Raw genomic sequence first — 20249 nt, 5'->3', positions numbered from 1 at the left:
AAAAATGGAATTGACAGAAGAAAAAAGAGAAGAAGTCTTACAAGAAAGTATTCCACCAATGGGCTTTCGGATGATTGCGCGAGAATTCGTCAAAGAAAAAATGGCGATGTTTTCTTTAATCCTTTTGGTCATTATCTTATTAGCCGTTTTTATCGGTTCGTTAGTGTTAGACCAAAGTGCCGTTATGCATGTAAGTATTTTAGATAAATATGCGGAACCAGGTACCGTTACAATGAATGGCACCAAGTTCATTTTAGGTGCCGATGAAGGGGGTCGTGATGTTTTAGGACAATTGATTATCGGGGCTAGAAACTCTATTTTAATCGGTTTTGCCATTACGATTATTACGTCTATTATCGGGGTCGGTTTAGGGATTATTTCCGGTTATTATGGAGGCATGATTGATAATATTTTGATGCGTATCGTGGATTTTATTATGATTTTGCCAATTATGTTAATTATTATTGTGTTCGTTTCCGTGATTCCTAAATATAGTATCTGGTCCTTTATTTGGATTATGTGTGCGTTTTATTGGGTTGGAAAAGCGCGGTTGTTCCGCAGTAAAACGTTATCTGAAGGGCGCCGAGATTACGTTAGTGCCTCTAAGACAATGGGAACAAGCGATTTTAAAATTATGTTTCGAGAAATTATGCCGAATTTAAGTTCATTAATTATTACGAACTTAACGATTAATTTCGCGGCCAATATCGGGATCGAAACAACGTTAACTTTCTTAGGCTTCGGGTTACCACAAAGTGTCCCAAGTTTAGGAACCTTAATTGGCTACGCCAGCAGTGGGGATGTATTAGTCAATAAACAATGGGTTTGGTTACCTGCATCAATTCTAATTTTAGTCTTGATGTTAAGTATAAACTATGTTGGACAAGCATTTAAGCGCTCAGCAGATGCACGACAACGATTAGGCTAATTAGCCAAAAAATGAGGGAGGAAAAGAGATGAACAAGAAACGGATTTTAGGTGCAATCACGTTAGCTTCTGTGTTAGTATTCGGGTTAGCTGCATGTGGTGGCGGCAATAAAGGCGGGGGCAATAAAGCAACGGAAACAGAAGACATTTCAAAAATGCCAATCGCTGTTAAAAATGATAAAAAAGCAATTGATGGCGGGACATTAGATGTCGCTGTAGTTATGGATACACAATTCCAAGGACTTTTCCAGCAAGAATTTTATCAAGACAACTATGATGCACAATACATGCTTCCAACGGTACAGCCATTATTTAACAATGATGCAGACTTTAAGATTGTCGATGGGGGTCCTGCGGATCTGAAATTAGATGAAGATGCCAATACAGCAACCATTAAATTACGTGACAATTTGAAATGGTCTGACGGTAAAGATGTGACGGCAGATGACGTGATTTTCTCTTATGAAGTCATTGGTCATAAAGACTATACAGGGATTCGTTATGATGATAACTTTACGAATATTGTTGGCATGGAAGACTACCATGATGGTAAATCGCCAACCATTTCTGGCATAGAAAAAGTCAATGATAAAGAAGTTAAAATCACTTATAAAGAAGTTCACCCAGGAATGCAACAATTAGGTGGCGGTGTTTGGGGTTCAGTTTTACCAAAACATGCCTTTGAAGGAATTGCTGTTAAAGACATGGAATCAAGCGATGCAGTTCGTAAAAACCCTGTGACTATTGGACCATACTACATGAGTAATATTGTGACAGGTGAATCTGTTGAATACCTACCAAATGAGCATTACTACGGTGGCAAACCTAAATTAGATAAATTAGTGTTCAAATCTGTTCCTTCTGCGAGCATTGTAGAAGCGATGAAAGCGAAACAATACGATATTGCATTATCAATGCCAACAGATACGTATCCAACATACAAAGATACTGAAGGGTATCAAATCTTAGGACGTCCCGAACAAGCCTACACGTATATTGGCTTTAAAATGGGTACGTTTGACAAAGAAACAAATACAGTGAAATACAATCCAAAAGCTAAAATGGCAGATAAAAGCTTACGTCAAGCCATGGGCTATGCAATTGACAATGATGCAGTCGGCCAAAAATTCTACAACGGCTTACGAACAGGGGCAACAACGTTAATCCCACCAGTCTTCAAGAGCTTGCATGATAGCGAAGCGAAAGGCTATACGCTTGATTTAGACAAAGCGAAAAAATTATTAGATGATGCTGGTTATAAAGACGTAGACGGCGATGGCATTCGCGAAGACAAAGAAGGCAAACCACTAGAAATCAAGTTTGCTTCAATGTCAGGCGGCGAAACTGCACAACCACTTGCTGATTACTATGTCCAACAATGGAAAGAAATTGGCTTAAACGTAACGTATACAACAGGACGCTTAATTGATTTCCAAGCATTCTATGACAAATTGAAAAATGATGATCCAGAAGTAGATATCTATCAAGGCGCGTGGGGCACAGGTTCAGATCCTTCACCAACCGGCTTATATGGTCCAAACTCAGCCTTTAACTACACACGTTTTGAGTCAGAAGAAAATACTAAATTACTTGATGCGATCGATTCAAAAGCATCATTTGATGAAGAAAAACGTAAAAAAGCCTTCTACGATTGGCAAGAGTATGCCATTGATGAAGCATTTGTAATCCCAACGCTTTACAGAAATGAAGTCTTGCCTGTCAACGACCGTGTAGTTGACTTTACTTGGGCAGTTGATACGAAAGATAATCCATGGGCAACGGTGGGTGTCACTGCGGAAAAACGTTAAACAACGTTCCGCTGATTTAATAGAGATAGAACGAGGTCGGGACAGAAGTGTTTAACTCCGAGAAATAAGGAGGAGTTGCTTCTGTTCCCGCCGTTTATCAGTTTTTGAGCGTGGCGCAAAAATCCAAAGTGATTTTTGTCCCACGCTCTTTCTATCTCTTACGTAAACAAACGCTTTTATCTCAGTCATAGCCCTATTTATTTATTTTTTTCTAAAAAATAATGAGAACACAGTGAATAACAGGCTTTTTCTGAATAGAACCATTTAAAAAAAGTGAAAAAAAAAGTATAATGAAACAAGGTGTAAATAAATGTAAAGGAATGTGGAGAATGGACAATCAGTTAACAACAGAGTTAAAAGAACGTTACGGCATTGTTTTCCATGATGTCAATCTATTAGAGCAAGCTTTTACTCATTCATCCTATGTGAATGAGCATCGCTATTTAAAATTATCCGATAATGAACGTCTTGAATTTTTAGGAGATGCAGTTTTAGAATTAATTGTTTCACAATATTTGTATTTAAAATTCCCAGAACTTCCAGAAGGAAAATTAACGAAGATGCGCGCAGCCATCGTTCGGGAAGATAGTTTAGCCAAATTTGCGAAAGAATGTCACTTCGACAACTACATTTTATTAGGTAAAGGAGAAGAAGCATCGGGCGGACGAACACGTGCATCATTATTATGTGACTTATTTGAAGCCTTTTTAGGTGCCCTCTACTTAGACCAAAAAGTTGGCGCAGCCAAGAAATTTATTGAAGACGTTATTTTTCCGAAAATTGATGCCGGTGCTTTTTCACATGAGATGGATCACAAAACACAATTACAAGAAGTTTTACAACGCAAAGGCGATGTTTCAATTGAATATCGCTTAATTAAAGAAGAAGGCCCTGCTCATGACCGCACCTTTTTCACTGAAGTTTACATGAATGGTGAACTCATTGGGTTAGGCCAAGGAAAATCGAAGAAGTTAGCTGAACAGGATGCCGCTGAGCGGGCACTGAAAAGTATTCCTCAGTAAGGCTGGAAGGAGCAATATTCGTGTATTTAAAACGAATTGAAATTACAGGATTTAAATCATTTGCAGATAAAACCATTATTGAATTTGAAGATGATGTGACAGCAGTGGTTGGTCCGAATGGAAGTGGGAAAAGTAATATCACGGAAGCTGTTCGCTGGGTATTAGGTGAACAATCTGCGAAAAACCTTCGCGGTGGCAAAATGAACGACATTATCTTTGCCGGTTCGGAAGGTCGTAAGCCGCTAAATATTGCGGAAGTTACCGTGACTTTAGACAACAGCGACCATTATTTAGCATTGGATTATAGTGAGATTAGTGTCACCCGTCGTTTAAAACGAACGGGCGAAAGTGACTTTTTTATTAATAAACAAGCGTGCCGTTTAAAAGACATTCAAGATTTATTTATGGATTCAGGGTTAGGCAAAGAATCTTTTTCAATTATTTCACAAGGGAAAGTTGAAGCGATTTTTAATAGTAAACCTGAAGACCGTCGAGGGATTTTTGAAGAAGCAGCGGGCGTTTTAAAATACAAACAACGAAAGAAAAAAGCTGAACAAAAGCTTTTCGAAACTGAGGACAACTTAAGCCGTGTCCAAGATATCATTTACGAGTTGGAAGACCAATTAGTTCCTCTAGCCGCCCAAGCAGATGCGGCTAAAAAGTATTTAGCTTTGAAAGAAGAACTTACCGAAATTGATGTCAATTTAACTGTGATCGAAATTCAAGAAGCAAAAGCTATTTGGGAAACGAAAACGCAAGAATTAACAGCCATTGAAGAAAAGTTAGCTGGCGCAAGTAAGCAAGTCCATGACCTAGAAGGCAAATTGGTACGTTTACGAAGCAAGCGCAATCGTTTAGATGAACAAATTGAAACGGAACAACAACAATTATTACAAGTGACAGAAGCGTTGAAACAAGCAGAAGGACAAAAAAATGTTTTAATTGAACGTTCCAAACACACCTCCCAAACGGCAAGCGAATACGAAGAGACATTGGCAGAAACGGCCGAAAAAATTGTTCGCTATCGGGAAGAATTGCAGACGCTGGAAACAGCAATCGCAGAAAAAACGGCACAACGTCAGACGTTAAAAGAAGCATTGGCTTTGGCAACGAAAGATGTGGAAAAATATAGTAAGTCTTCTAAAGAATTGATGGAAGAATTGCGCAGTCAGTATGTGGAAGTCATGCAAGAACAAGCCAATACAGCCAATGACTTAAAATATTTAGAACGACAATATCAACAAGAAACAGCTAAAAATCAACAATCGCTAGCAAAACACGAAGCGCTAGAAGAACAGATGGTTGAAGCTCTCGCAATGAAAGAGACGCTAGAAAAAGAGCAAAAAGTCGCAAAACAAGGCTTACAAGAACAACTGGAAGAATACACCGGGTTGAAAGCAACGCTTGAAGCCAAACGTGAACGATTAGCACAGCGTCAAAACGATATGTACCAAGCGATGAATCAAGTGCAACAAGCGAAGGCACGCCAAAAAAGTTTGCAAGAAATTCAAGAAAATTACGCTGGCTTCTATCAAGGCGTGAAAGCTGTATTGCGTCACAAAAACCAATTAACTGGGATTGTTGGCGCAGTGGCTGAGTTAATTGAAGTGCCTAAAGAATATACGTTGGCGATTGAAACGGCCTTAGGTGGTGCGGCACAACATATTGTTGTGGAAAATGAGAAAGATGGTCGAGCAGGCATTACCTTCCTAAAACAACAACACAGTGGCCGGGCAACCTTTTTACCATTGACTACCATTAAGCCGCGCTCTGTATCGGCGATGGTTCAGAATCGTTTGGCTGGTGCACCGGGCTTCGTGGGGATTGCCAGTGAATTAGTTCGTTATCCAGAACAAGTACAAACCGTTATTCAAAATCTCTTAGGCGTCACGATTTTAGCGGCAGATTTAACGAGTGCCAACCAGTTAGCAAAATTAGTCAATTACCAATATCGTGTTGTCTCATTGGAAGGCGATGTGATGAATCCTGGCGGTTCGATGACTGGGGGAGCCAATAAACGTGGCAACCAAGGAAGCCTATTTTCACAAGCGCAAGAACTTCAAACAATTACTGAACAAATGACTCAATTAGAAACACAACTAAGAAGTGTAGAACAAGAAGTCCAAGCGCTCTCGCAAGAAGTGAAAACAGCCACGGAACGTGCAGAAATGTTGCGCTCTGCTGGTGAACAAAATCGTTTAAAACAACAAGAAATTGACAATAAATTAGCCAATCAAACAGAAACGATTACTCGTTTAACAAAAGAAAAACGTCTGTTTGAATATGAATCACGGGAATTGCATCAATTCTTAACCGAATATCAAACGAAAAAAGCCACATTGACAGAGCAACAAGCAAACTTAACGGCAACGAAAGAACGTTTAGATGCTGAAATGAAACAAGTGGAACAAGAAGCTAGCCAAATGGAAACCTTTAAAGCCCAAGCGCAAGAACGCTTGACGACAGTTCAAGCAGAACAAGCAGTAGCGGCGGAACAATGTGCCCATTTTGCTCGTCAAAAGCAAGACAAACAAGAACAATTGGACGAATTGTTGATTCGAGAAACGGCCATCCGTCAACAGCTACAACAATTAAGTAGCCATTCTAGCGATCACCAGTTAACCGAAGAAGGCTTAGCGGCACAAGTCGCGCAATTAGCGGAGAAACAAACAGCGTTGCAAACGTCTTTACAAACGGCACGTAGTCAACGACAAGCGTTGCAAGAAGAAGTAGACGAGTTAGATACAAAATTAGCGGAAGAAAACAAACGCCAACAACAGTATTTAGCAGATAAAACACAAATTGAAGTCCTAAAAAATCGTGCAGAAATGCAATTAGATAGCTCATTAAGTTACTTACAGGAAGAATACAGCTTAACCTTTGAAGCTGCCTATGAAGCGTATTTCCCAATCGATGATTTAGCGCAAGCACAGCAAACAGTGAAACGCCTAAAACAAGAAATTGAGCGGTTAGGACCTGTTAACTTAAGTGCCATCGAGCAATTTGAACAAGTCGATGAACGCCATCAATTTTTAGTCAGTCAACGAGATGATTTATTAAATGCGAAAGAACAATTATTTGAAACCATGGATGAAATGGACCAAGAAGTGAAAGAACGGTTTAAAGAAGTCTTTGAAGCAATTCGTGGCCAGTTCAAAGTGGTATTTCCTAATATGTTTGGAGGCGGACGGGCAGAACTGGTGCTAACCAATCCAGAGGATCTCTTGAATACAGGGATTGAGATTGAGGCGCAACCACCAGGGAAAAAATTACAACATTTAAGCTTGTTGTCTGGAGGCGAACGGGCATTAACGGCGATTGCGTTACTCTTTTCAATTATTCGTGTTCGACCAGTTCCGTTCTGTATTTTAGATGAAGTAGAAGCAGCTTTAGATGAAGCCAACGTTGCTCGTTTTGGCCATTATTTAAGCGAATTTGAAGATGGCACACAGTTTATTGTGGTGACACATCGTAAAGGGACAATGGAAGCCGCAGATGTTTTATATGGCGTGACTATGCAAGAATCTGGGGTTTCAAAAATCGTTTCAGTTCGCTTGGAAGAGGTCAAAGAAGGTGGCGCAATTGAAAAAAGCAATTAGCCAGAAGCAAGGAGGAGCGAACGTTTGATAAAATTAGTTGCTATTGATTTAGATGGAACATTATTAAATAGCCAAAAAGAGATTTCTTTACGGAATAAACAAGCACTGATGGCTGCGAAACAAGCAGGCGTGAAAGTTGTTATCTGCACAGGTCGACCTTTGGCAGCTATTGGTCCTTACTTAGAAGAATTAGGTTTACAAGATGAAGGCGATTATAGCATTACTTTTAACGGCGGGTTGGTTCAAAAAAATGATACAGGGGCCATTATTGAGAAAACATTGATGCCCTTGGAAGCGATTCATGAGCTTTACCAATTAGCAACCACACTCAACATGCCGTTTGATGTCTTATCCGATGAGGTCGTGATGCAATTGCCTTCTGCACCTAATTATCCTTCAATTTATAGTTCTCTAAACAAATTATTAACCTTTGAGTCCTACAAATTAGAAGAGTTAACCCCGAATCGAATTTATAATAAAGTTGTTGTTGCGATTGATGAAGCGTATTTAAATGAACGCATCAAGGAAATTCCGGCCTCTTTTTATGAGCGCTTTGAAATTATTAAAACGCGAAATAACTTATTAGAATTTATGCCAAAAGGGATTACGAAAGCCTATGGTATTTCCTTGTTAGCCAAAGATTTAGGAATCCGTGCGGAAGAAATCATGACCCTAGGGGACGAAGAAAATGATTTACCGATGATTGAATACGCTGGCTTAGGTGTCGCCATGGCAAATGCGATTCCATTAGTTAAAGAAGCTGCAGATGTCGTTACAGACACGAATGACCAAGATGGCGTTGCCAAAGCGGTCGAAAAATATATTTTAATGCCGTTGGAAGGAGGCCAATAAGAATGGGATTTTTTGATAAAATTAAAAAAGCTTTTTCCGCTGAAAAAAAGGAAGAAGAAAAACAAGAGATTGTTGAAGAAACAGTAGACGAAACACCTAGTGATGAATCAGCGCCTGCTGAATCAAAAGAAACCGCAGCAGAAGAGGCGCAAACAACGCCAGAAACGACAGCGGAAGAAGTCGCAGAAACAGCCGATTTAACAGATAACGCTGAAATGGAAAAATTAGCTGGCGTAGAAGAAGCATTAGAAGAAGAGCCAGAAGAAATCTTGACAGAGGAAACACAAGAAGTTGTTGTGGAAGCGCCTGAGGAAGAAAGTAGTGTCGTGACTCCGTTGACAGAACCAACAGACACGCAGGTTTCAGAAGAAATTGAAGAGTCGAAAGAAGAGCAAGTCCAAGAAAAATATGAAAAAGGCTTGGAAAAAACACGTAAAACATTTGGTCAACGGTTGAACGAATTGTTTGCTAATTTCCGGAGCGTCGATGAAGATTTCTTTGAAGAATTAGAAGAAACGTTAATTGGTGCAGACGTAGGCTTTGATACATCCTTAAAAATTACAGAAGCCTTGCGACAAGAAGTGAAACTGCGAAATGTGAAAAAACCAGCTCAAGTTCAAAATACCATCATTGAAAAAATGGTTGATTTGTATGAAGAAGCAGGAATTAATGAAAATAATGCGATTAACTTACAGCCAAATGGCTTAACCGTGATTTTATTTGTTGGTGTTAATGGAGTTGGTAAAACAACCAGCATTGGTAAATTAGCCCATCAATACAAGTTGGAAGGAAAGAAAGTTTTAATGGCCGCTGCCGATACGTTCCGAGCGGGCGCCATCGATCAATTAGTTGTTTGGGGTGAACGGGCTGGCGTTGAAGTTGTGCGTGGGAATGCTGGCGGCGACCCAGCAGCGGTCGTTTTCGATGCAGTGGAACGTGCCAAGGCAGAACAGGCCGATGTTTTGCTAGTGGATACAGCAGGTCGTTTACAAAATAAAGTCAACTTAATGAAGGAATTAGAAAAAATTAAACGAGTCATTCAACGAGAAATTCCAGATGCGCCTCACGAAGTTCTCTTAGTCGTGGACGCAACTACTGGGCAAAATGCGATGACACAAGCCAAACAGTTCAAAGAAACAACCGATGTCACTGGCTTAGTTTTAACCAAACTAGACGGAACAGCCAAAGGTGGTATTGTCATTGCTATTCGGAATGAATTACACTTGCCAGTGAAATTAGTTGGTCTAGGTGAAGGCATTAACGATTTAGAACCATTCAATGCCAACGATTTCGCAATGGGCTTATTTAAAGGCTTATTAAAAGATGTTTAGTTGTAGAAAATAAACAGGTTTGGGAAGAACGTGGGACAGGAGTATTTAGCTTCAAGAATGAAGAAGCTACTCCTGTCCCGCCGTTTATTTTAGGATTGGGACGGATGTTCTAAGTTCTTCCTAAATTGTTTCTGAAAAAAATGAAGGAGTGAGGGAGAAGATGACAGAACAAATGTGGATTGAGAAGTTAGGATTAGAAGCGCATCCTGAGGGCGGTTATTTTAAACAAACCAATAAAAGTGAACAATTGATTCCGACCAAACGAGGCGAACGGGCGTTGCATACAGCGATTTTATTTCTATTAAATACAGAAAGTCCGTCACATTTTCATCGTTTAAAAGCGGATGAATTATGGTTTTTTCACGATGGTCAGCCGTTAACCGTTCACTGTATTTTTCCTGATGGAACATATCAAGCTGTTCAGTTAGGGAAAGACTTAGTTCAAGGGCAACAGCTTTCGTTCTCAGTTCCTGCCGGCACAATCTTTGGCTCTACAGTAGCGACAGGATTTGCGTTAGTCAGTTGTGTGGTTACACCAGGCTTTGAGTTTGAAGACTTCGAGTTATTTACTCAAGCGGAATTGTTAAACGATTATCCACAACATAGTGAAATCATTCAGCACTTGGCTTATCGAGAATTACCTTAAGAAAACGTTTTAGTAACATTTCTTTTATGAATATGCTAGTATAAATCAAACAAGCTTGTTGATTTTGTCGCAACGCACACTTAGCTGTCGTAGATGATTAAAAGAAAGGGATGAATCACATGGGCACAATGGTTTTTGTTAACTTCCCAGTAGCGGATGTCCAACGTTCTACAGCATTTTATGAAAAACTTGGATTCAAAAAGAACGAGGAATTTTCAACAGAGGAAGCTAGTTCGATGATGTGGGATGATCAATTTTGGATTATGTTGTTGAACCATGATTTTTATGGAAAATTTATCCAAGAAAAGCAAATTATTGATGCGCAAACAACCAGTGGAGCATTAATTTCCTTTAGTTTAGAGAGTGCCGAAGCCGTAAAACAGTTTGGCGAAACCGCCAAAGCTAACGGAGGCAACTGTTACCGAGTTGATATGGGAATACCAGAAGAGCAAATGTATGGCTTAGAAGTGCAAGATTTGGATGGCAATAGCTTAGAACCTGTCTGGATGAAGATGTAAAAAGAGCCGCAAAATCTCTACAGATTTTGCGGCTCTTCTCCTACAAAAAACTATTGTAAATTATTGGCATTAGTAGCTTCAACGCCATAAGAATCAGCTACTTTTTTCAAGCTAAATCCTTTTCCGTAGACTTCACTTGCACTCATTGAAATCAAAAAGGCTTCTTCATCAATCTCAAGAATGGCTTCTTTTAAGCGGGGAAAATCTTTTTCACGAATGACGGTCATTAAGAGCATGCCTTTCGCGCTTCGATAACCGCCTTCGATTGGCACCAAGGTCACACCTTTATCTAGTTCACGTAATAAGCGTTCTTGAATAGCGACATATTTTGGTGAAATAATCATCACATTCTTCGAGCGAACCAGGCCAACTTGAATCATGTCAACGACACGACCAATTGTAAATAAACAAATTAAAGAGAATAACACAATATCTGCATTAAAAGCGTACATTGCTGATAAAATGACTAAACCATCGACGAATAAAATAGCAATACCTAAGGAAACTTTGAAGTATTTATTGACAATTTGTGAAATGATTGCTGTACCACCAGTTGAGGCATTGCCACGGAAAACCAAGCCTAGGCCAGCACCTGTAATAATACCGCCAAATAATGCTGCTAGAAAAATATTATGTGTTAAAACAGGCATCCCCGAAGTAATTCCTACAAAAAATGGATAAATAAGACTGCCATAAATGGTTTTGACACCGACCTCTTTCCCAAGAAGTAAGAAACAAAGCACTAAAAGAGGAATATTGATGGCGTAAAGAACAATGGCGGGACTAATCCCGAAAACATAATTAATAACAATACTAATGCCATTGGCTCCGCCTGCGACAAGTTTATTTGGCAATAAGACCGCATTGATTGAAATGGCCAAAATGAATGCACCGACTGTTACATAGGCGGTGTCTTTTAAACGTTGGGCTGTAAAAAATTTGTTCATAAAATACCTCCAATTATTTATTAGTTTAGTGAATGATGACATAAAAAAAGACAGAACATGAGAGACAAGCCTAATCGACTTATGTCCCACACTCTAAATCTTCAACTAATCAACTGAACACTTTTTCCTTATACTAACATGAAATACGACAAGAAAACATAGTGAACAAACAATTTTTTGGAAAAGAGGTCGGGACAGAACCGTTTAGCTCCGAGAACCAAGTAGGTACTGATTAACATCTATTTGCTTTGCAAATAGTGTTTCTCAGCAATAAGAAGAAATTTCCGAAAATTGTCATAAAACACAACGAGGTACGAGTTGATGTTGCATGATACCTACCCGGTGCTCTTTAATTTTTGGAGACCAAGTAGGTATTGTTCATCATCGAATCACTACGTTCTTCGTGATTCTCAACAATTTCGGCTTATTTCCGAAGGACCTTCACCAAGTAGGTACGATGATTTCATCTGTTCATGCTTCACAGTGAAACATCGCAACTCTTAGAGCTGTAGCTCTTTTGAAGGCTTTACTGTGACGAGACGCATGTCGAGAAAACACCTTAGAAGTTGTTGTGATCGAAGCAACGCGTAGTGTTGGTTCTGTTCCCGCCGTTTATCATGTTTTGAGCCCGGAACAAAAATCCAAAGTGATTTTTGTCACAGGCTCAAAAAAGTCAAAAAGCGGCCAGCCCAAATAGCTTCATGATGTTGGATAATTTGTGCCGCGGTTAAATGTCCATTATCCAAGGTGGAAGTGGTTTTCGGTGTCATCAAACACGTATAGCCTAAACCATGAGCCACCCGAATTGTAGTGTCCACACAAAACTCGGTTTGGACACCAGCAATTTCTAACGTTTGAATGGCTTGTTCCGTCAATAAATCATTTAAATTTGTTTGGTAAAAGGCATTCGCATGTGTTTTGCGGATGAAAAAATCTGTAGGTTGTGCATCCAGTTTTTCAAAAAGTTGCCAAGAGTCTGAGCCAAAAGGTAATTCGGTTTCTTCATGTTGAACAAAAATAATGGGCGCATGGTGTTGGCGGTAGACAGCAATACGCTGATTGACTTTATCCAACACTGCTGGTAGACGGTACAATTGCTGCGTCGGACTTTCGATGCCTTTTTGAAAGTCAATTAAAAGTAATGCACGATTTTTCATGAGCAATCCCCACTTTCTATAAACTAGTTGTTTTCAGTATAACGGAAAAAGGCGCTCTCTAAAAGTGTCTCGAAAATTCCCAAGCGAACGTTCAAAAAAACAGCATATTTACTCGTTTTCCTATATAATAGTAAGAGAAACAGATAGTTTGTAGAAAGAAAGGCGACAAGATGAATTATAGAGAATTAATGCAAAAGAAAAATGTTCGTCCTTACGTATTGATGGCTCGTTTTGGTTTAGAAAAAGAAAACCAACGTAGTACACGAGAAGGGCTTTTAGCGACAACTGATCATCCCACGGTTTTTGGTAACCGTTCTTATCATCCATATATTCAAACAGATTTTAGTGAAACACAATTAGAACTAATCACGCCTGTAGCAAATAGCGGCACAGAAATGCTTCGTTTTTTAGATGCCATTCACGATGTGGCTCGTCGTTCGATTCCAGAAGATGAAATGCTGTGGCCATTAAGTATGCCGCCACAATTACCAACAAAAGATGAAGAGATTAAAATTGCTAAATTAGATCAATATGATGCGGTGTTATATCGTCGTTATTTGGCAAAAGAGTATGGCAAACGAAAACAAATGGTCAGCGGAATTCATTTTAATTTTGAATATGACCAAGCCCTGATTCAGCAATTATATGATGAACAATCCGAAGTGACAGACTGCAAACAATTTAAAACGAAAGTGTACATGAAAGTTGCCCGTAACTTTTTACGTTATCGCTGGTTAATTACGTATCTTTTTGGGGCTTCACCAGTTAGTGAAGACGGCTACTTTAGAGTCTATGACGACCAACCACAAGAACCCATTCGCAGTATTCGGAATAGTACGTATGGCTACAGAAATCATGACAATGTGAAAGTATCTTATGCCTCATTGGAACGCTATTTAGAAGATATTCATCGCATGGTGGAAAATGGTTTACTTTCTGAAGAAAAAGAATTTTATGCGCCTGTGCGCTTACGTGGTGGGAAACAAATGTCTGATCTGCCTAAAACAGGTATTCGCTATATCGAGTTGCGTAATTTAGACTTAAATCCTTTTTCACGTTTAGGCATTGTGGAAGATACCGTGGATTTCTTACATTATTTCATGTTGTATTTATTGTGGACAGATGAAAAAGAAGAAGCGGATGAATGGGTAAAAACTGGCGATATTTTTAATGAACAAGTGGCTCTTGGTCATCCTCATGAAACGATTAAGTTAATTGCAGAAGGCGATCGGATTTTTTCAGAAATGATTGATATGTTAGATGCTCTAGGCATTCGTAAAGGCAAAGAAGTCGTCGGTAAGTATTATCAACAACTGCGGAATCCTCAAGACACCGTTTCTGGCAAAATGTGGACGATTATTCAAGAAAACTCCAACAGTGAACTGGGAAATATTTTTGGAAACCAATATCAAAGTATGGCCTTTGAACGCCCTTATCAATTAGCTGGTTTCCGTGAGATGGAATTATCCACACAAATTTTCTTATTTGATGCGATTCAAAAAGGTTTGGAAATCGAAATTTTAGATGAACAAGAACAATTTTTGAAACTGCAACATGGCGAGCACATTGAATACGTCAAAAATGCCAACATGACTAGCAAAGATAACTACGTGGTACCATTGATTATGGAAAACAAAACCGTGACAAAGAAAATTTTGTCTGCAGCAGGTTTCCATGTGCCTGGCGGTGAAGAATTTTCATCTTTTATTGAGGCACAAGAAGCACATTTACGCTACGCCAATAAAGCGTTTGTCGTGAAACCAAAATCAACGAATTACGGTTTAGGAATTACGATTTTTAAAGAAGGAGCTTCGTTGGAAGACTTTACGGAAGCGTTACGGATTGCTTTTAAAGAGGACACAGCGGTTTTAATTGAAGAATTTTTACCTGGAACAGAATATCGGTTCTTTGTGTTAGATAATGATGTAAAAGCCATCATGTTGCGCGTGCCAGCCAATGTTACCGGAGATGGCAAACACACTGTAGAAGAATTGGTGGCCGCTAAAAATAGTGATCCATTGCGGGGGACCAATCACCGTGCACCACTAGAGTTAATCCAGTTAAATGATTTAGAAAAACTAATGTTGAAAGAACAAGGTTTAACTATCTATTCTGTGCCAGAAAAAGAGCAAATCGTGTACTTGCGAGAAAATTCTAATGTTAGCACGGGCGGGGATTCGATTGATATGACCGATGTCATTGATGATAGTTATAAACAAATCGCCATTGAGGCCGTAGCTGCTTTAGGAGCCAAAATTTGTGGCATTGATTTAATCATTCCTGACAAAGACGTAAAAGGCACACGTGATAGCTTAACGTACGGGATTATCGAAGCGAACTTTAATCCAGCCATGCACATGCATGTGTATCCATACGCTGGACAGGGTAGACGCTTGACAATGGACGTTTTAAAACTTTTATACCCAGAAGTGGTTCAATAAAAAAAGAATACCGCCAAAAAATTCATAATAGATTTTTTGGCGGTATTCTTTATAAAAACGTTTTCTTGGTGCACCCAATAGGTTATACTAAAACTATTACCAATGAAAGTTGTATGACGGTGGCTCTGAGTTAGAGAGGCAGGTGATGCCTATGTGTATCCGATGCACTTTAACGAAAGGAGCATTTTTTTTGTCAATCGAAGCGACATTGGAATTGATGATTAGTTTTGCAACCCTTGTTGCGTTACTGATTTTCGGTATCCTTGAAGCAACGAAAAACAATAAAAAATAACCGTTCACAAGCTTCGTAGGCCGAACGGTTAAGATTCAAAACTTAACTCAGTAAGCCACCAGTTCTTATAACTGGTGTTGGTATAAAAGGAGAGGTATGTACCCGCATACCTCTCTTTTTCATTTTCATAATAGCATAATTCTATTTAAAATGGAAGCGCTCATAACTTTCCTTGAGCTTTTTATGAGTGAAATAGTTTTTGCCAAAAGCTTTTTTTAGCTGTTGGCTCTTCTTTTGGCGTTTCTGTTGCTTGAGGATATTTTTCTGTAACGTCAATCACAGGTTCATCGACTGCATGTTTTTCAGCTAACAGTAAGCCGAGAGAGTCAGGGTTGTTCTCCACAAAATTGTTAACAATCTTAAAGTTTGCGCCATGCTGATTTAATAATTTAATATAGGTACTTTGCAGGTCAGAAGAGATTTCGCCATTTAAAAGTACTGTAACTTCAGGATGCTTCGCTAATTCTTCTAATAAATGTTTTTGGTTCTGTGCATCTTTCATTTCAGCGACGGTCATGGAGAGACGGCAGCGTTCACGAAATGTGCCCATGTATTTGTGTTGTTCTTCAGGATTAACGAGGGGCGTACCGTACATTCCTTTATCCAGACGTTGTTGTAAGTCATCATTCGCCATTCAGTAACACTCCTTTCCTAACGTTTCCCTCCATTATAGCATATCTTAGATAAGTCGTTGGTCAGTCGGCTTGAGAAGAAGTTTTTAATAAAGGAAAAAAAGTGGTTGCATTTGTGATGGTTTTCTCATACACTGTAATTAAGAATGAGAATCATTCTCAATTAAATAAAAACGGAGTTTTCTCATGAAAAAGATTGGTTTGTTTGTTCTACTATTACTTTTCAGTTTATTGTCATTAGTGATAGGGGTGAAGGACATTGCACTTTCTCAGTTGTTTCAATTAGATGCGCAGCAACAATTTGTTTTATTTACCACCCGTGTTCCCCGCACGTTGAGTTTAATCATTGCTGGTAGTACGATGAGTATTTCTGGATTGATTATGCAGCAACTCACACAAAATAAATTTGTCGCTCCTAGTGTCGCTGGAACAACCGATAGTGCAAGGTTGGGTATTTTAGTCGCAATGTTATTTTTCCCAACAGCTCCGTTTCTCTATCGAACGGCAATTGCTTTTATTTTTGCGCTAAGCGGGACCTTATTATTCTTAGCGCTCATTCGATTATTACCAAGTAAGAATCAAGTGATGGTCCCTTTGGTGGGCGTGATGTTTGGTAACATTCTAGGCTCAATTGCCACATTTTTTGCCTATCAATACCAATTGGTTCAAAATATGTCTGCTTGGTTACAAGGAAATTTTTCCACAGTTATGAAAGGGAATTATGAATGGTTATTCTTAATGATTCCTTTGTGGTTTGTTATTTATTTATTTGCTTATCATTTCACTGTCGTTGGTATGGGTGAAGCATTTGCAAATAGTCTTGGCGTCCATTACCAGCGAATTCAGTTTTTAGGTTTGACGCTGGTTGCTTTAGCAAGTGCCATCGTTTTATTGATGGTGGGGAATATTCCGTTTTTAGGGGTTGTGATTCCCAATCTCGTGTCTTTACGTTATGGCGATCATATGAAAAATACCTTGTGGTTAACTGGGATTTGCGGGAGTTTGTTCTTGTTAATCTGTGATATTTTAGCACGAGTATTGATTGCCCCCTATGAAATTCCTGTCAGCGTGGTTGTCGGAACATTAGGGAGCATTTTGTTCATTTTATTATTACTAAGGGGGCGCAAACAATGAAACGGCCTTTAAAAAAATGGCTTTCATTACTTTTGCTTTTAGCTGCCGTAGTAATTGTGAGCCTTTGTTATTTAACTTATAACACGTATGGCAATTGGTCCTTTGCTTTGGCGTTACGAGGCAAAAAGTTATTGGCTTTTATTTTTGTTGGAATCGCTGCGGCTTTTTCAACTATTAGTTTTCAAACAGTCACGCAAAATCATTTCCTAACGCCAAACATTTTAGGGATGGATTCCTTGTATGTCTTTGTGCAGACGGTGTTATTTTTTCTTTTAGGAGGCGCACAAGCGTTAGGTCAAGTAAGTCTTGGCTCGTTTTTGATGAACGTCTTTTTAATGGTGTTTTTAAGTACTAGTTTATCGTATTTTCTATTACGCAAAAATCAATCCAATTTATTTTTATTATTGATGATTGGCATGATTTTAGGTACTTTTTTCAGTAGTATTAGTACGTTTTTACAAGTGATTATGGATCCTAACGAATACGACTTACTCCAAGGAAAGTTGTTTGCCAGTTTCGGTAACGTCAATAGTCAGTATCTCGTTTTCGTTGGTGTGGCGGTACTCATGATTTGTGGGATACTTTGGCGGGAAAGTTACCGTTTAGACGTTTTACATTTAGGGAACCATCAAGCCCAGAATTTGGGGATTGCTGTGAATCAGTTTCAATTAGTGTTGTTGTGTTTGATCAGTAGTCTGGTCGGCTTATCAACAGCATTAGTGGGACCGATTACATTTTTAGGTTTTATCGTGGCCAATATGAGTTATCAATTCATGAAAACCTATCGCCACCGAGAACTGTTTGTGGCAGGGAGTTTAATAGCAGTCTTTTTACTGGTGTTTGGTCAATTGATGGTTGAACAGGTCTTTCATTTGAATACCCCGCTCAGTGTGGTGATTCAATTTGTTGGGGGCGTTTATTTTATATGGAAAATTATTGCAGAAAGGAAGCAACGCACATGATCCAGATGAGTGATGTATCAAAAAAATATGGCGATAAATTTGTCGTTTCAGACATTGATTTACCTATTTCTGAAGGCAAATTAACGGCCTTTATTGGACCAAATGGCGCTGGGAAAAGCACGCTGCTAGCCATGATGAGTCGTTTAATTCCCAAAGATACCGGGGAAATTTATCTGGACAAGCAAGAAGTAAAAACCTGGAAGCAATCAGCTTTTTCACAAAAAATTGCCCTTTTAAAACAAGCCAACGGTGTACAACTTAAATTAACTGTGCGAGAACTGGTCAATTTTGGTCGTTTTCCTTATTCCAAAGGTCGCTTAAAAAGCGCTGATCATGAAAAAGTAACAGAAGCGTTGGAACAATTGGGCTTAACTGAAATGGCAGAAGAATACATTGATACCCTTTCTGGAGGCCAATTACAACGGGCGTATATTGCCATGATTTTAGCCCAAGATACCGATTATATTTTATTGGATGAGCCCTTAAATAACCTCGACATGAATTATGCGGTTCAAATGATGCAGATTCTTAAACGCTTAGTGGATGAACTAGGAAAAACGATTCTGATTGTTCTACATGATATTAATTTTGCCGCAAGCTATGCAGATGAAATTGTCGCCATGAAAGGCGGAAAGCTCTATGCGCATGGCGCAACAGAGGAAGTTATTCAAACAAGTATTTTAAATGATCTTTATGAAATGAATATCCGGATTTGTGAAATTGAAGGAAAACGCTTTTGTCTTTATCACTAAATCGGGCAATTTAAAAATAACGTTTTTGGAGGAAAAGAATGAAAAAGAAATTTTTAGCAATGATGGCAGTTTCAATGATGGGACTGTTAATGTTAAGTGCTTGTCAAACAAATAAAAAAACAGCAGATTCTGCAACAACAGAAACAGCAGCTAAAACGGAAGTCACAGTCAAAGACACCAATGGTCAATTAACCGTTCCCAAAAATCCTAAGAAAGTCGTTGTTTTTGATAATGGTTCCTTGGATACAATGGATGCACTAGGTGTTGGTGACCGCGTGGTAGGTGCGCCAACCAAAAATATCCCTGCGTATTTGGAAAAATACCAAAAAGTTGAATCAGCAGGCGGTATTAAAGAACCAGATTTAGAAAAAATCAATCAACTAAAACCAGACTTAATTATTATTTCTGGTCGTCAACAAGATTATCAAGAACAATTAAAAGCCATTGCGCCAACCATTTACTTAGCTGTAGATGCCAAAAATCCTTGGGCATCAACGAAACAAAATATCGAAACGTTAGGCACTATTTTTGATAAAGAAGAGGTAGCCAAAGAAAAAATAACCGGCTTAGAAAAAGAAATTGCTGACGTGAAAAAACAAGCAGAAGCTAGCGCGAATAATGCGCTTGTTGTGTTAGTTAACGAAGGACAACTTTCCGCTTACGGAAAAGGCTCTCGTTTCGGTTTAATTCATGATACATTTGGCTTCAAAGCAGCAGACGATAAGATTGAAGCTTCCACTCATGGGCAAAGTGTTTCTTACGAATATGTTTTAGAAAAAAATCCTGGGATTCTCTTTGTGGTAGATCGCACCAAAGCAATTGGTGGCGACGATTCAAAAGATAACGTCGCTGCAAACGAATTGATTCAAAAAACCGATGCTGGTAAAAATGATAAAGTCATTATGCTTCAACCAGATGTTTGGTATCTAAGCGGTGGTGGATTAGAATCAATGCATTTGATGATAGAAGACGTTAAAAAAGGATTAGAGTAAAATTGTTTTAGAAAAGAGGGATTGAAACCTCTTTTCTTTTTTTGATGAAAAACAAAAAAGTTTTAAATTAAAAATGTAGTTGACGGCCTCGAAAATGTTTGCTAAACTATCCGTAAATCAGTATGATTGATGAAACAAATAAAAGAACAAAATGTGATGAGAAGGAAAGTACTTTTTAAAATAGCTTGCAGAGAGCCTCGTTTGGTGAGAAGAGGTAGTGACGTTAAAGGGGAAAAT

Annotated in this window: 17 protein-coding genes and 1 other annotated feature (1 of these 18 cut by a window edge); of the genes, 14 read left to right on the top strand and 3 right to left on the bottom strand. The window is 38.9% G+C overall.

From position 1 onward, the window contains the following. The first annotated feature begins 4 nt into the window (after window positions 1-4). The 8 genes from opp2C (at window position 5) to IGL32_RS12045 (ending at window position 10703) form a co-directional block, all read left to right on the top strand. Window positions 5-928: an oligopeptide ABC transporter permease Opp2C gene (opp2C, locus tag IGL32_RS12080; RefSeq protein ID WP_002365358.1), complete on the top strand. Its 924-nt coding sequence runs from the start codon at window positions 5-7 to the stop codon at window positions 926-928. A gap of 28 nt (window positions 929-956) precedes the next feature. After that, entirely contained in the window at window positions 957-2735 is a 1779-nt protein-coding gene (gene opp2A / locus IGL32_RS12075) for an oligopeptide ABC transporter substrate-binding protein Opp2A (RefSeq protein WP_002354945.1), read from the top strand. Window positions 2736-3064: 329 nt separating this feature from the next. Then, window positions 3065-3757: a ribonuclease III gene (rnc, locus tag IGL32_RS12070; protein WP_002354946.1), complete on the top strand. Its 693-nt coding sequence runs from the start codon at window positions 3065-3067 to the stop codon at window positions 3755-3757. 20 nt (window positions 3758-3777) lie between these two features. Then, complete coding sequence (smc, locus tag IGL32_RS12065) at window positions 3778-7356, top strand: chromosome segregation protein SMC (protein ID WP_173963713.1); 3579 nt, start codon at window positions 3778-3780, stop codon at window positions 7354-7356. A 24-nt stretch (window positions 7357-7380) separates the two neighbouring features. Further along, window positions 7381-8208: a Cof-type HAD-IIB family hydrolase gene (locus IGL32_RS12060; protein ID WP_010827829.1), complete on the top strand. Its 828-nt coding sequence runs from the start codon at window positions 7381-7383 to the stop codon at window positions 8206-8208. Window positions 8209-8210: 2 nt separating this feature from the next. Beyond that, window positions 8211-9539: a signal recognition particle-docking protein FtsY gene (ftsY, locus tag IGL32_RS12055; RefSeq protein WP_002383251.1), complete on the top strand. Its 1329-nt coding sequence runs from the start codon at window positions 8211-8213 to the stop codon at window positions 9537-9539. 160 nt (window positions 9540-9699) lie between these two features. Next, window positions 9700-10185, top strand: a complete 486-nt coding sequence (locus IGL32_RS12050; protein ID WP_002381091.1) for a cupin domain-containing protein — start codon at window positions 9700-9702, stop codon at window positions 10183-10185. A gap of 119 nt (window positions 10186-10304) precedes the next feature. Continuing rightward, a complete protein-coding gene (locus IGL32_RS12045; protein WP_002354951.1) occupies window positions 10305-10703 on the top strand; it encodes a VOC family protein in 399 nt (132 codons plus the stop codon). Between the two features lie 50 nt (window positions 10704-10753). Here IGL32_RS12045 and IGL32_RS12040 read toward each other — a convergent pair whose 3' ends face one another. Further along, complete coding sequence (locus IGL32_RS12040; protein WP_002365354.1) at window positions 10754-11650, bottom strand: YitT family protein; 897 nt, start codon at window positions 11648-11650, stop codon at window positions 10754-10756. 656 nt (window positions 11651-12306) lie between these two features. Next, window positions 12307-12807 (bottom strand): cysteine hydrolase family protein, encoded by a 501-nt coding sequence (locus tag IGL32_RS12035; RefSeq protein WP_153853912.1) that lies wholly within the window; start codon window positions 12805-12807, stop codon window positions 12307-12309. Window positions 12808-12977: 170 nt separating this feature from the next. Between IGL32_RS12035 and gshAB the strand changes: the two genes are divergently transcribed. Then, on the top strand, window positions 12978-15248 hold the full coding sequence (gene gshAB, locus IGL32_RS12030; protein ID WP_002354955.1) for a bifunctional glutamate--cysteine ligase/glutathione synthetase: 2271 nt from the start codon (window positions 12978-12980) through the stop codon (window positions 15246-15248). Between the two features lie 190 nt (window positions 15249-15438). Further along, window positions 15439-15540: a putative holin-like toxin gene (locus IGL32_RS12025; RefSeq protein WP_162780856.1), complete on the top strand. Its 102-nt coding sequence runs from the start codon at window positions 15439-15441 to the stop codon at window positions 15538-15540. A gap of 181 nt (window positions 15541-15721) precedes the next feature. On the opposite strand, the gene IGL32_RS12020 is transcribed toward IGL32_RS12025, so the two are convergent. Next, window positions 15722-16174 (bottom strand): YueI family protein, encoded by a 453-nt coding sequence (locus tag IGL32_RS12020; protein WP_002378959.1) that lies wholly within the window; start codon window positions 16172-16174, stop codon window positions 15722-15724. Between the two features lie 184 nt (window positions 16175-16358). On the opposite strand from IGL32_RS12020, the gene IGL32_RS12015 reads away from it, so the two are divergent. From IGL32_RS12015 to IGL32_RS12000, 4 genes are read left to right on the top strand one after another with little or no spacing between them, the layout of a single operon-like run. After that, complete coding sequence (locus IGL32_RS12015; protein ID WP_002354960.1) at window positions 16359-17306, top strand: ABC transporter permease; 948 nt, start codon at window positions 16359-16361, stop codon at window positions 17304-17306. Next, window positions 17303-18268, top strand: coding sequence for an iron chelate uptake ABC transporter family permease subunit (locus tag IGL32_RS12010; RefSeq protein WP_156210188.1), 966 nt, complete (start codon window positions 17303-17305; stop codon window positions 18266-18268). Before IGL32_RS12015 ends, IGL32_RS12010 begins: the two co-directional genes overlap by 4 nt. After that, on the top strand, window positions 18265-19020 hold the full coding sequence (locus IGL32_RS12005; RefSeq protein WP_002354962.1) for an ABC transporter ATP-binding protein: 756 nt from the start codon (window positions 18265-18267) through the stop codon (window positions 19018-19020). The genes IGL32_RS12010 and IGL32_RS12005 overlap by 4 nt, the downstream gene beginning before the upstream one ends. A 38-nt stretch (window positions 19021-19058) precedes the next feature. Further along, a complete protein-coding gene (locus IGL32_RS12000; RefSeq protein WP_016614260.1) occupies window positions 19059-20012 on the top strand; it encodes a siderophore ABC transporter substrate-binding protein in 954 nt (317 codons plus the stop codon). Between the two features lie 147 nt (window positions 20013-20159). Next, window positions 20160-20249: a binding site (T-box leader), on the top strand; it runs 156 nt beyond the window's last position.

The sequence above is a fragment of the Enterococcus sp. AZ035 genome (genome assembly GCF_050548325.1).
Taxonomy (GTDB): domain Bacteria; phylum Bacillota; class Bacilli; order Lactobacillales; family Enterococcaceae; genus Enterococcus; species Enterococcus faecalis.
This window is presented reverse-complemented; position numbering and strand designations above follow the sequence as displayed.